Below are 12,627 nucleotides of genomic sequence, written 5' to 3' on the forward strand. Positions count from 1 at the left end.
CGAAACTAAGTATTCTATTGCATAATCTACATTGTAGGTTGAAGGTTGCTGAGCTGCGTCGTATTATGTTGTATAAAATGCAGTGTAGCAAAGGAAGCGTAATGTGGGCTAAGAGGATGATGAAGCTCTAAAGGTATTGAATTTTTCCGAAAGTTGTAGAGGGGAATTCAATAGCGTAAGGCAATCGGTAGCTGGATTTTGCTGGAGCGTGTTAGGTCGGCGTGCAGACAGGTACAGGTTTGTCAGAAACATAAAGGATGTGGCCGGATTTGACTGAAATAGACGCATTCATTGACATTCTTGAATCAAGCGGGACGGAACTTCAGGTGGATGAACTTTGTAAAATAAATTCCTTAATTTCGGGAATGAGTACAAGCCAACAACTGGGATTGAGCGGAGAACTGACCCCTAAAGCAAACAGTAGACTATACCATGCAATGAACCGGATTGTCCTTATACCGGCCGCTAAGGAGCATGTCGCGTTTTCTTATTTTGCTGGAAGGATCGAGCAAGAGCTCGAGCTGGGTGACAGCCTTCTGGAGGAGCTGCTCCAAGCATTGGCTGCGACAGGATATTTGGCTCTTGTCAGTCTAGTAATTACCGTGATAAAACGGGATCGTCTTTCGCTCATGCAGCTGGAAAAGGCCGAGAAAATAATCGATGAGAAGACATTTATGAAAGAAGCAACAGCTTTTAGATATAGAGAGGCAGTCAAGGCAGGCTTCATATTAAATTCGGAAGATGTACTGAGACTGCTGAGTATGAGAGCGTATTCGACTTTGGATTATATTTTAGAAAGTAAGGCAGCGACAAAAGAAGGGTTGGGTGTATTTTCGGAGCCTCAGCTGGGCGAAAAGGACAGAAAAATCAAGCGCGGCTTATATGAAAAGGCAAGTCAAGTCTTATCGGAATCAAGTCGGGCAGACAGTTAGATTTGGGGGACGTTGTGGGATAATAAGAAGGGGATATAAAGGGGCTTTATCGCAAAAAGAGTAAGCACCAATATTTTAGCAAATGACAGCCCGCAAAAGTTCCTCACAGCTTGTCTGTAAATTCTCTTCAAATTATAAATCCAATATTATTATCTTTTCCCGAAAAACCGGATATGCTTCCACTTTGTCCCTTGGGGGCGTTGCTCGCCAGCACCATTCATCGCTTAGACATCAACCTATAGACTTGCTTATTGTGCAATCTATTAGCTGGCTTTTTGAGTAAGCAATTGCTAATTACTTTTCCTTTGTAAGCTAGGGGCCTCGCGAAAATGGGGAGCCTGCGAAACGGATACATAGGTTGCGCAAACCATGTTCGCCGGCAGAGGCAAATAACAGGAAAAATTCCCGTTAATCGTTCTATGAGGATATAGAAGTTTGATTTAACGGGAATTTATCCATCTAAATTCGAGGCTAAATGGCTAAATGAGGCATGATCCACATATTAGCAGGAGTTATTCCAGTTAAATGATCTAAAACCGATAATGGAAAAGAATTAGCAGGAGTTTTTCCTGTTAAATGTATAGTGTGTCGAGACGGTGTATGCTGATTGGAGTCTAGCTCACCTAGAAACGATACGGATACATAGGTTGCGCAACCATGTTCGCTGCCCACCAAAGCAATGCGTGTCTCGCAATGACAAAGGCGCGTTCCCTTCAGTTGTCGCCATACACAGTCGCTCCCCACGAGCAGCCATGATCACCTTACGCAGCCACGCCCCTTACGAGCATTCATGCTCCCATGCGCAGCCGTGTCCCTCACGTGCAGCTTGTGCTCCCCATGTGCAACATCCTCCCTCAAGAGCAGCCGTGTCCCTCACGTGCAGCTTGTGCTCCCCATGTGCAACATCCTCCCTCAAGAGCAGCCGTATCCCCCACGTGCAGCTGTGCTCCTCATATGCAACATTCCCACCTCACGAGCAGCCATGCTCCTCAAGAGCAGCCGTGCCATCAAACTGCCCTCCATGATCAGCCATGCCCCACGCGCAACCGGTCACCACACGCAGCTGGTCCCCACGAGAATACGATAATCGAAGCAGCTCCAAAAAACACAGAAGACCTGCCGTACTCGGTCTAAATCTCTTAAAAGTCTCATAGATTAATACTAGAAGAAAGGGACAAGGAGTGGTTATCGTGACGCAAAAAAACCGGATTACTTACCGTTTCGATCGGAACGGGCAAACCGTTGGCGAAGAAGGGCACCGCATGGATAAACAGCAGGAGGTCCTTGAAAGCAAGGCAGCTGCCACGGCCAGCACGGCACCGAATACGAATACGATTCCGAATAAACCAGCTAAAATGAAAGTCATTCCACTATATCCTTCTACGGATCAGCACGCGATTAGCGAAGTCAGCCCTTGGAACAGTCCGTTTCAAGAGGACATTGCCGCATTGGAGCAGCTGATCCGAAATTCGGATGCAAAGCCGGATCCAGCACAGCCGAAACCGGCGATTCCACCAAAGGAAAAGACATCTGCCTTAAAGCCTGTCGATGTGCCAAAGGCTATGCCAAGCGCATTACCGACCGCGAAGCCAATCGTTAAGCCAATAGAGAAGCAAGCCGCATTCGAGGCAGACGATGAGCCGGACGATAATCAGGCTGCTGGAGATGAAAGCTTTTATTTTGCAAATGATGCGCGTCAGGTTCACCCTCCTTATGAGGAGGAGCTTCTATACGAAGAATCAACAAGCAATAAGCGTCAATATTCTAGAATGAAAAGCAAGGCCGGAGCGCCTTCTTGGTTCAACGTGTTCTTATCGGTGGCGGCTGCGCTGGCTACAGGCGCGTTGTTTGGCTATTTGCTGTTGTCTTTGTTTACGGGGGCGAGCATCTTCCCGAGCGGATCAGGAAACAAGCCCGATTCCGAGGAGGTTACAGGCAGTATTTCGAACGATGAGACAGGCGCTAATACAGTCGTTGGCGAGACGGAAAACACTGGAGAGCAGGCGCCGCCGGCAGCGGGCGATACAACGGATCCCAATCCCGATGCAAATACGGCGATGGCCAGCCTTAAGGGGCTGGATCAGACCTATTATTTGCTGCAGTTCGGTGTATTCAGCAATACGGCGGGCAGGGACGCTGCGCTCGAACAACTGGAGCAGAAAGGTCTAGCAGGAGCAGCAATAAACAGTGCAGCCGATTATCGCGTTTACGCGGGTATGGGAAGCGACCGGAGCAAAGCGCAGGCGATCCGGGGATTGCTGCCGGATATTGATCTATTCATTAAAGAAGTTAGCCTCAACTACCCTGCAAAAATTCCGTTCACGGGCGAATCAGAAGCCGCGCAAAGCTTCTTTGAACGGACAGGGGCAATCGTCCAAATGTTGGATGATTTAACATTAGCGCAGCTGGAGCAGCCAGCTTTGTCTCCCTTGAGCACGGCAGCGGCAGCCGCGTGGCAAGCCGAGCATCAGCAATGGACAGAAAATGCCGCAGCGATGCGAATAGGTATACTAGACGCGGATGGAAAAGCCTATCTTGATCAAATCATACAAGCTATAAATTCAGCTGCCAAATCGATGGAAGCGTATGATAAAAAGCCCTCTCAAGCCCATTTATGGTCAACCCAAAAAGCGGTTATGAATGCGGTCATTGCGCAAAAAGAATGGTTTGCGACCATCAGCGCATTGTAAACGAATAGCTTCATGCGTATAATGGTCTTAGGTGTCATTTCATGGCGAGAGGCGTTGAAAGATGAAGAAAAACGGCTGGATACTTCTCATTTTTATCATACTTGGCTTAATTGCCGGCGCTTTGGTAGCGCAGTGGCTGGCCCCCGTTTCTGGCATCTCTTTTTTAACGAAACCAATCGAAACGACATGGTCTCCCGCTATTGATCTCTATGTACTCAGTTTCAACCTGACGCTTCATTTGCAGCTCAGCCTGTTCAGCATCATCGGAGCTTGCCTTGCAATATGGTTGTACCGCAAAATGTAGAGCAGCGGCTATTGGCCGCCAGAGGAAAGCACGAAGGAGCGCAGCAATAATTTTATGGCATATAACCAATCACGCAACGAAGCGATTAGTCAGCTAGTACTGGCCTCTTCGTCACCGCGCCGGAAGGAACTGGTCGCATCGCTGGACCTTTCTTTGCCGGTTTATATTTTGTCTACTGACACGGATGAAACGATCGAAGCAGGCTGGTCGCCGGCACAAGTCGTCGAGCAGCTCAGCTTAAGAAAAGCGAATGCGGCCATACCTATGCTGCAACAAAAGCAGGAGGATGGAGCGTCAATAATTATTGGCGCGGACACAATTGTCGTGCTGGACGGCGATGTGCTAGGCAAGCCTGCGGATGATGAAGAGGCGAAATCCATGCTGAGGCGTCTTCAGGGACGCTGGCATGAAGTGTACTCCGGCGTCGCTTGCGTGAACTCCGCCACTGGCGAAGCGAAGGTTGCGCACCGCATGACCAAGGTGATGATGAAACCTCTCAGCGAGAACCAGATTGCAAGATACGCAGCTACCGGGGAACCCCGCGACAAGGCAGGCTCTTACGGCATACAAGGCTTAGGGTCAACCATTGTGGAGCGGATCGACGGCTGCTATTTTAATGTCGTCGGCCTGCCGTTATCGCTGTTGTCTGATATGCTGGCGACCTATGACATTGCTGTTTTTTGATGTGTAACATTGGATAAGCTTGCACTAGCAATTCTGCTTATATATCTCCGCGAAACGATTTGTTTGCCGCGGAGGAAGCCATTAGCCGGTTACGTTTGGGCCTAAGCTTTTATGATTTCGATCGGATTTTTTTTCAAGAATTAGGCAGGATATGAATAAACGATTCTTTGAAAAGGCGGGATTGGGACATGTTGCCGCAACCAATGATTTTGCGTGATGTCCCCCATGAAGAACGTCCAAGAGAGCGCATGATGAAATATGGGGCAGAAGCACTTAGCCATACCGAATTGCTTGCAATCCTATTGCGTACGGGCACGCAGCGTCAATCTGCCGTACATTTGGCGGGCGCGATATTAAAGCAATGCGGCAGCTTGCGTAACCTGATGGATATGAGCATGGAAGAAATGACAGCCATACGGGGAATTGGCCCTGCCAAAGCGATTCAGCTTCGAGCGGGCATTGAACTGGGAAGAAGGATTTCGCGCAGTCAGATCGGCGAGGCGGTTATCGTACGGAAGCCGCAGGATGCGGCGGACTATGTGATGGAAGAGCTCCGCTATTTGAAAAAGGAGCACTTCGTATGTTTGTTTTTGAACACCAAAAATCATATTATAGCCCGCGAAACCCTGTCGGTCGGTACGCTTAACGCATCGCTTGTTCATCCTCGCGAAGTATTCCGTGCAGCCATTTCGCGCAACAGCGCGTCTATTATCTGTGTTCATAATCACCCAAGCGGCGATCCAACGCCAAGCCCGGAAGACATTTCGTTAACCAAACGCCTAGTAGAGGCCGGACAGCTCGTCGGAATAGAAGTGCTTGACCATTTAGTTGTCGGAGACGGTAGATTCGTAAGTTTGAAGGAACAAGGCCATATGTAATATAATAAAGCGATGTGGCAATTAGAAGGGAGCAACAACATGTTTGGTGGTTTTTCGAAAGATTTAGGTATTGATTTAGGGACAGCTAATACGCTGGTATTCGTTAAGGGCAAAGGAATCGTGGTAAGGGAGCCGTCAGTGGTGGCCCTTCGTACTGATACAAAAACAATCGAGGCCGTAGGCGAGCAAGCCAAAAAAATGATCGGAAGAACGCCTGGCAACATTCGCGCCGTTCGCCCTATGAAAGACGGCGTTATCGCCGATTTCGAGACGACGGCAACGATGATAAAATATTTTATTCGTCAAGCGCAGAAGCAGCGTTCTTTATTCCCTCGCCATCCAAACGTCATGGTATGCGTTCCGTCGGGTATCACGGCGGTAGAGAAGCGTGCCGTAGAGGATGCTACCAAGCAAGCTGGGGCACGTGAGGCTTATACGATTGAAGAGCCGTTTGCCGCAGCAATTGGCGCTGACCTGCCCGTGTGGGAGCCAACAGGCAGCATGGTTGTCGATATCGGCGGTGGCACGACGGAGGTAGCCGTGATTTCATTGGGCGGTATCGTTACGGCGCGTTCCATTCGCGTAGCGGGCGACGAGATGGATGAGGCCGTTACGCAATACATTAAGAGACAATACAATTTGATGATCGGCGAACGTACGGCTGAACAGCTGAAGATGGAGATTGGTTCAGCGCTGCCGTTTGACCGTCCCGAAAAGATCGAAATCCGCGGACGCGATCTTGTATCCGGCTTGCCTAAGACGCTTGCCATTACATCCGATGAGATTACGGAAGCACTGGCCGATACGGTCAACGCGATTGTAGATGCGGTAAAGGTAACACTTGAAAAATGTCCTCCCGAGCTTTCTGCCGATATCATGGATCGGGGAATCGTGCTTACGGGCGGCGGCGCTTTGCTGCGCAATTTGGACAAGCTCCTGCAGCGTGAAACGGGCATGCCGGTTATCGTTGCGGATAATCCGCTGGACTGTGTGGCGATTGGCACTGGCCGTTCGCTTGATAATATCCATTTATTTAAAGCTAGAAGCTCAGCATCTCGTTCGAGACGCTAAATACGGTCCGCAGGGGAAACGGATATGAAATGGGCAGGTGATCGAGCTGTTTAAGCTAATGCGAAATAAGCGTATGTTTATGCTTATGATCGGGTTTATTTTGTGCATAGCGGTCATCGGCTACTCGCTAAGCGATCGCAAGGAATTATCATGGCCGGAGAAATTTCTAAAGGACTCGGCAGCATACGTGCAGCAATGGTTTTACAAGCCCGCTGGTTATATAGCGGGCTTCTTTGAGGATATCAGTAATTTGCGCACTATCTATGAAGAGAACGAGCAGCTGCGTATTACGGCTGCCGCGTACTCTCGCGATAAGATTAATTACAATTTCATAGAGAAAGAGAATAAACGTTTGCAAGAGGAACTATCGTTCACAGAACGGCAGAAGGAAATGTATAATTACAAATATCTAATCGCCCAGGTTGTCTCTGTTAGTAACGAAGCGAATAATCGAACGATGACGATCAATTTAGGCTCCAAAAACGGTATCAAGCCGAATATGGCCGTGACAACCATCGATGGATTGATCGGATTGGTCAGCTCGGTAACGCCATTTACGGCAGCAGTGAAGCCGATTACTGAGCTAAATGAGACTTCGCCGACGTCTAATTCCATCGCTGTAACGATCTTGGGTCGCGAGAATGAGTCCTTTGGTGTTTTGAGCAGCTATAACAAGGAAACTTCAAGACTCATCATGACGAAAATCCCGGAAGACGATAAAATGACCATCCAGGATACTGTCATCACATCTGGTTTAGTTAATGGTTATCCTAGAGGACTGGTTGTTGGGACTGTGGAATCCTTGCAGCTCGGCGATTTCGGGCTTACTTACACGGCTTCGGTAAAGCTGGCAGCCAGCTTCGATCACTTGACTGAGGTGTTTGTCGTTCAGGTGCCTGAATTGGAGGCAGCCGACAAATGAGCATGAACCGAATTATCCTGCTGATGGTTCTCCTTTTCATCGTCGAGGGAGCTGTGATGCCATGGATTATTCCTGCCGGCTTCGGCCATCGGATCATTCCTCACTTTGTTTTTGTGATGGTTATTTTCTCGGGTCTGTACAGCAAACGCCATCTGGCCTTGCTGCTGGGCGCCAGCTTCGGCATGCTTCAGGATGTTGTTTATTTTGGACATTTGCTAGGGATTAATGCTTTTGTTATCGGGTTAATGGGCTATTATACGGGCGTGCTTCTTGAGCGCCGCCGTTCAACGATCATGATGGCTATCTCCGTTATTGGTTTTGCCTGTATCTTGTATGACAGTGTTATATACTTTATTTACAGCGTTTTTCGGATTACGAATGAAAGCTACGCTTGGGCACTCATTGACCATATTCTTCCGAGCTTGTTCTTGCAGCTGGCTTTTGCGCTTGCTTGTTACGTGCCGGCGAGAAGATTGTTTGAAGGACAAACAAAAGCGAACGCGGAAAAAGATGCGGAATAATATAATCGTTCAGGCAGGATTTTACTAGGCGCATCAAGAATCCATTAGGTTGGGGAGGGACGAACGTGACCGATAGGCAGCATATTATTATAAAAGGTGTAAAAGAAGGTCTCGTCTTCCTTCTCGACGATAAATGTGAATTCGCGACGCTCCTGGATGAACTGCAGTACAAGCTGGAGAAAACGCATCAGCAGCTGCTCACTGGTCCGCTCGTACACGTACACGTGAAGCTTGGCGCTAGGCAGGTCACAGATGACGACAAGGATCGAATCAAAAATGTGATTCGGTCTCAAGGTAACCTAATGGTGCAATCCGTCGAGTCCGACGCTCCTAAGGTTGATTCACAGTCAGGACTGCAGCCTAACCTCCAAGTGCTAACGTCTATCATACGCTCCGGCCAAACCTATGAGCATGATGGGGATTTACTTTTAATCGGCGATTTGAATCCAGGCGGCACCCTTATGTGCACAGGCGACATTTATGTGCTTGGAGCATTGCGCGGCACAGCGCATGCGGGGATTGGCGGACGAACCGATGTGATCATCGCAACATCGCTCATGCGCCCTACCCAGCTCCGCATTGCAGATGTAATCAGCAGACCGCCCGAGGAATGGATGACCGGCGATGCTTCAATGGAGTTCGCCTTCCTGAGCGAAGGACGAATGCAAATCGATAAGCTAGCGCAATTATTCCGCATACGGCATAATCCTATAATGTTTAAAGGAGTGTAGAATATGGGAGAAGCGATTGTTGTAACATCAGGTAAAGGCGGCGTTGGGAAGACGACCACCTCGGCCAACCTGGGTACCGCGCTAGCTTTGCTTGGCAAAAAAGTATGTATGGTTGATACCGATATTGGACTTCGTAACCTAGATGTGGTCATGGGACTGGAGAATCGGATCATTTATGATTTGGTTGACGTTGCCGAAGGCCGCTGCCGTTTAAATCAGGCACTTGTGAAGGACAAACGCTTTGACGAGCTATACATGCTGCCTGCCGCTCAGACGAAGGATAAGGATTCGGTTACGCCTGAGCAGGTTCGCAATATGATTTTAGAGCTCAAGAAAGAGCATGATTACGTCATTATCGATTGCCCCGCAGGCATTGAACATGGCTTTCGGAATGCGATCGCAGGTGCAGACCGGGCAATCGTCATTACGACGCCGGAAAACGCAGCCGTCCGTGATGCTGACCGGGTAATCGGTTTGCTTGAACAGGAAAAAATACCTAGTAAGCTTATTATTAATCGTATTCGTCAAAATATGATGAAATCCGGCGAAATGCTTGATATCGATGAAATTTGTCAAGTTTTGGCTGTCGATCTTGTCGGCATCGTGCCTGATGACGAGAAGGTGATTTCCGCGGCAAACAGCGGAGAGCCGACCGTTATGAATCCGGCTTCGCGCGCAGCTATCGCCTATCGGAACATTGCGCGCCGTATCCTCGGCGATATGGTTCCGCTCATGCTGCTTGATGAGAAAGCGGGAGCGTTCAAACGTTTCCGTAAGTTTCTTGGAATAGGATGATTACGAATTGCTTAACAAACTAAAAAAGCTGGACTGGGGAATTCTGATTATTTTAGTGTTCCTCATGATTATCAGTACGGTTGTTATCCATAGCGCTACCGCAAATTTTCCTAAATATGCGGGTTCAGATACGAGACAGCTTGGTTATTACGCGTTAGGTTTTTTTGTCGCAATCGCGGCAACGCTGTTTGATTACCGAATCGTGCTGAAAAACTGGCATATCCTTTACGGCATAGGCGTGACGATGTTGATTCTCGTATATTTTTTCGGAGCGGTCATCAACGGCGCAAGAGGCTGGTTCGTCATAGCGGGCCAATCCTTCCAGCCCGCGGAAATCGTCAAGATTGTGCTTATTATCGGTATCGCCTATCTGATGGGACGCAGGCAGGGAGACCGGCTGACGGTAATGCATGATTTGCTTCCGATAGCGGCATTCGCTTTTTTACCGTTTATGCTCGTCATGATTCAGCCTGATTTAGGCAATGCGATTATATATCTGGTTATCGTGCTTGGCATGCTGTGGATCGGAAACGTAAAATATACGCATGTTATTGCAGGGCTTGCTGTCGTTGTTGCGAGTTTAGTTTTGTTTGTCACTCTGTTCAACATGTTTAACCAGGAAATTTTTAATTACTTGGACGATAGGGAAATGGGACACTGGCATAAGCGGATCAATACGTTTATCAATCCGGAAACCGCAACGGCGAATGACAGGCATCAATCGGAAAATGCGCAAATTGCCATCGGCTCCGGCGGTTTAAGCGGTGACGGTTATTTGCAAGGAGATATGAAGAACGGCGGCTTCGTGCCTTATCCGTATTCGGATTCGATATTTGTCGTAATCGGGGAGGAATTTGGTTTCCAAGGGTCAGCCATACTCCTGCTCCTTTATTTCCTTCTCATTTATCGCATGATCATCATAGCCTTCAAATGTTATGATTTGCGAGCCTCTTTTATCGTCATCGGGATCGTGTCCATGTATGTCTTCCAGGTGTTCCAGAACATCGGGATGATGATTGGCATTATGCCGATTACGGGAATAACGCTGCCTTTTGTAAGCTACGGAGGAACTTCTCTCCTGCTTAACATGCTGTCAATCGGACTCGTATTCAGCATCAAAGCGCATCAAGAAAAATATGAGATGGCCGATTGAGGCCATCCCGCAGACAAAGCTGCTCCTGAACGGATGTCATCCGTATCGGGGACGGCTTTTTTTGTCGTTGCCGCGTCCGCATACTTGTCTCACTCCCCACATATCCATGTATAAAGAAACAAGCTGTCGCAATGACGATGGAAGCGGGGAGGAAAACGAAATGCCGATGAAGGAAAGCGGAAAGCAGCGGGGGCAGCAGAAAGGCAAGAACGTATCGGATCGATCGTCACGAGATGCGCAAACCGAGGACCTGTACGCAAATTCAACCGTCCCCTACAAGCATGAATATTTTGAGGGGGACGAGCGGGAAGAGCTCGATCCGGAGGTGGTCTGGAAAACAAATCCGAATCCTTGGGCCAGCTGGGGAGACGAAAACGGTTTTATGGATAAAAAGACCTTTGTCAAAGCGCCTGATCTCACGGGCAAAAAGGATCCGGGGCATGGGCCGGGCAAGCATACCTTCCACAAGGAGCTGAAATGGAAGCTGGCGATCGCGCTGCTGCTTTTTGCAGCCGTTTGGGCCATGTTCCGTTATGACAATGAATACACGCTTAAAGGACAAGCGCTCGTTAAACAGGCGCTTGCCGATGAAATCGATTTTGCGGCAGCTGCGGCTTGGTATAAAGAAACGTTTGCGGGCGCTCCTTCCTTTATTCCTATCTTTAAGGATAACGGCGGCTCCGCAATAGGCGCGGACGGTACGGTTAAACTGCCGATTGTCTCTCCCCTGGAGGGGGGGTCGCTTGTGAGAACCTTTGCGGAACTCCTGAGCGGCATCGAGCTGGCCGGAAAGTCTGAGGGGCAGGTTGTGGCTGCCGAGACGGGGCGCGTGCTGTTATTGACCGAACAAGACGAGAAAGGATCTACGATCGTCATTCAACATGCCAACCAGCGCGTAACGGTATACGGGCTGCTCGGCGCAACAAAGGTAAGCGTGAACGACTGGGTTGAAGCGGGAGATCCTATTGGCAATTTGTTAAAGGCAGAGGGAACGCAGCCGAGCTTGCTCTATTTTGCCGTGAAGCAAAACGACCTGTACATCGATCCGGTGGGTGTGATACCGATTGATTAAATGGAAAGGGATTTTATGGTCGGTCCATCCGTTGTTTGTCATCATTATGCTTGGATCGGTCATGACCGGATATTTTGCCGAGCTCATTACGTTGTTTTTACTCGTGCTGGTGCATGAGCTTGGCCATGTATTCGTAGCCTTAGGCTTCGGCTGGACGGTGCGCGAAGTAAAGCTGCTGCCTTTCGGAGGCGTCGTGGAGGTAGAGGAAGCCGGGGGCCTGCCCGCAAAAGAGGAAGCGGTAGTAGCTATCGCAGGTCCGCTGCAAAATGTGTGGATGGGGCTTGCGGCTTGGGGCTGCGGACAGCTGGGCTTGTGGGATCCGGAATGGGCGGCCTATGTGTGGAAGGCGAATTTGATGATTGGCTTATTTAATCTATTGCCGATTCATCCCCTTGATGGCGGGAAGCTGCTGCAAGCAGCCTTAAGCTATACGGTTAATTACTATAAAATGCTGCTGTGGTCCGCCCGCATCAGCATGGTGTTCAGCGCGCTGATGATCATAGCCGCGCTGCTTCCGTGGCTGATGTCCAAGGATGGCATCCAGCTCAATTTGTTGATTGTCGGTATTTTTCTTGTTATGACGAATTGGACGTATTATCGCAGCGTTCCATTTTTATTTTACCGTTTTTTGATGTACCGCGAGCGTATTTCCTTGCAAGCTCTCACGATGGGGCATATCGCAAGTCCGATCATCGTGAACGGAAAACAGTCGATAATCTCGGTAGCGCGTTTGTTTCAAAGGGAAAGATACCATTTGATTTATATGGTGGAGGCGCACAGCAAGGAAGTGAAGGTGCTGCCGGAGCAGAAGATCGTCGAGGGCTGCCTTTCCGAAAATAATCCCAACCGTGCAGTGTCGGAGCTTTTCAGTTAA

At 49.0% G+C, this 12,627-nt stretch carries 13 protein-coding genes; all 13 read left to right on the forward strand.

The features are described 5' to 3' along the window. Window positions 1–269: 269 nt before the first annotated feature. The 13 genes from ACN6MW_RS22735 to ACN6MW_RS22795 all read left to right on the forward strand — a co-directional run bounded on the left by ACN6MW_RS22735 (window position 270) and on the right by ACN6MW_RS22795 (window position 12,627). Window positions 270–932, forward strand: a complete 663-nt coding sequence (locus ACN6MW_RS22735; RefSeq protein WP_419872183.1) for a hypothetical protein — start codon at window positions 270–272, stop codon at window positions 930–932. A 1,190-nt stretch (window positions 933–2,122) separates the two neighbouring features. Further along, complete coding sequence (locus ACN6MW_RS22740) at window positions 2,123–3,622, forward strand: SPOR domain-containing protein (RefSeq protein ID WP_419872184.1); 1,500 nt, start codon at window positions 2,123–2,125, stop codon at window positions 3,620–3,622. A 61-nt stretch (window positions 3,623–3,683) separates the two neighbouring features. Continuing rightward, entirely contained in the window at window positions 3,684–3,926 is a 243-nt protein-coding gene (locus ACN6MW_RS22745) for a DUF4321 domain-containing protein (RefSeq protein WP_364143265.1), read from the forward strand. Between the two features lie 54 nt (window positions 3,927–3,980). Then, the gene (locus tag ACN6MW_RS22750; RefSeq protein WP_419872185.1) at window positions 3,981–4,610 is read left to right on the forward strand and encodes a Maf family protein; all 630 of its coding nucleotides are present in this window, start codon (window positions 3,981–3,983) and stop codon (window positions 4,608–4,610) included. 188 nt (window positions 4,611–4,798) lie between these two features. Continuing rightward, the gene (radC, locus tag ACN6MW_RS22755) at window positions 4,799–5,488 is read left to right on the forward strand and encodes a RadC family protein (protein WP_419872186.1); all 690 of its coding nucleotides are present in this window, start codon (window positions 4,799–4,801) and stop codon (window positions 5,486–5,488) included. A gap of 39 nt (window positions 5,489–5,527) precedes the next feature. Then, a complete protein-coding gene (locus ACN6MW_RS22760) occupies window positions 5,528–6,559 on the forward strand; it encodes a rod shape-determining protein (RefSeq protein ID WP_308998534.1) in 1,032 nt (343 codons plus the stop codon). A gap of 58 nt (window positions 6,560–6,617) precedes the next feature. Further along, complete coding sequence (mreC, locus tag ACN6MW_RS22765; protein ID WP_419872187.1) at window positions 6,618–7,481, forward strand: rod shape-determining protein MreC; 864 nt, start codon at window positions 6,618–6,620, stop codon at window positions 7,479–7,481. Continuing rightward, window positions 7,478–8,002 (forward strand): rod shape-determining protein MreD, encoded by a 525-nt coding sequence (gene mreD, locus ACN6MW_RS22770; RefSeq protein WP_419872188.1) that lies wholly within the window; start codon window positions 7,478–7,480, stop codon window positions 8,000–8,002. Before mreC ends, mreD begins: the two co-directional genes overlap by 4 nt. A 65-nt stretch (window positions 8,003–8,067) precedes the next feature. Continuing rightward, window positions 8,068–8,733 (forward strand): septum site-determining protein MinC, encoded by a 666-nt coding sequence (locus ACN6MW_RS22775; protein ID WP_419872189.1) that lies wholly within the window; start codon window positions 8,068–8,070, stop codon window positions 8,731–8,733. Window positions 8,734–8,736: 3 nt separating this feature from the next. Then, window positions 8,737–9,528 (forward strand): septum site-determining protein MinD, encoded by a 792-nt coding sequence (gene minD / locus ACN6MW_RS22780; RefSeq protein WP_364143248.1) that lies wholly within the window; start codon window positions 8,737–8,739, stop codon window positions 9,526–9,528. A 7-nt stretch (window positions 9,529–9,535) separates the two neighbouring features. Continuing rightward, on the forward strand, window positions 9,536–10,681 hold the full coding sequence (locus ACN6MW_RS22785; protein WP_419872190.1) for an FtsW/RodA/SpoVE family cell cycle protein: 1,146 nt from the start codon (window positions 9,536–9,538) through the stop codon (window positions 10,679–10,681). Window positions 10,682–10,841: 160 nt separating this feature from the next. Further along, window positions 10,842–11,753 carry a peptidoglycan DD-metalloendopeptidase family protein gene (locus ACN6MW_RS22790; protein WP_419872191.1) on the forward strand — a complete coding sequence of 304 codons (912 nt, stop codon included), beginning with the start codon at window positions 10,842–10,844 and terminating at the stop codon, window positions 11,751–11,753. After that, complete coding sequence (locus ACN6MW_RS22795) at window positions 11,746–12,627, forward strand: M50 family metallopeptidase (RefSeq protein ID WP_364143241.1); 882 nt, start codon at window positions 11,746–11,748, stop codon at window positions 12,625–12,627. Before ACN6MW_RS22790 ends, ACN6MW_RS22795 begins: the two co-directional genes overlap by 8 nt.

The sequence above is a fragment of the Pristimantibacillus sp. PTI5 genome (assembly GCF_048572955.1).
Taxonomy (GTDB): Bacteria; Bacillota; Bacilli; order Paenibacillales; family Paenibacillaceae; genus Pristimantibacillus.

Coding starts and splice junctions, on each gene's coding strand:
- ACN6MW_RS22745 (WP_364143265.1), top strand. CDS start 3,684: ATGAAGAAAAACGGCTGGATACTTCTCATTTTTATCATACTTGGCTTA.
- ACN6MW_RS22750 (WP_419872185.1), top strand. CDS start 3,981: ATGGCATATAACCAATCACGCAACGAAGCGATTAGTCAGCTAGTACTG.
- radC (WP_419872186.1), top strand. CDS start 4,799: ATGTTGCCGCAACCAATGATTTTGCGTGATGTCCCCCATGAAGAACGT.
- ACN6MW_RS22760 (WP_308998534.1), top strand. CDS start 5,528: ATGTTTGGTGGTTTTTCGAAAGATTTAGGTATTGATTTAGGGACAGCT.
- mreC (WP_419872187.1), top strand. CDS start 6,618: ATGCGAAATAAGCGTATGTTTATGCTTATGATCGGGTTTATTTTGTGC.
- mreD (WP_419872188.1), top strand. CDS start 7,478: ATGAGCATGAACCGAATTATCCTGCTGATGGTTCTCCTTTTCATCGTC.
- minD (WP_364143248.1), top strand. CDS start 8,737: ATGGGAGAAGCGATTGTTGTAACATCAGGTAAAGGCGGCGTTGGGAAG.
- ACN6MW_RS22790 (WP_419872191.1), top strand. CDS start 10,842: ATGCCGATGAAGGAAAGCGGAAAGCAGCGGGGGCAGCAGAAAGGCAAG.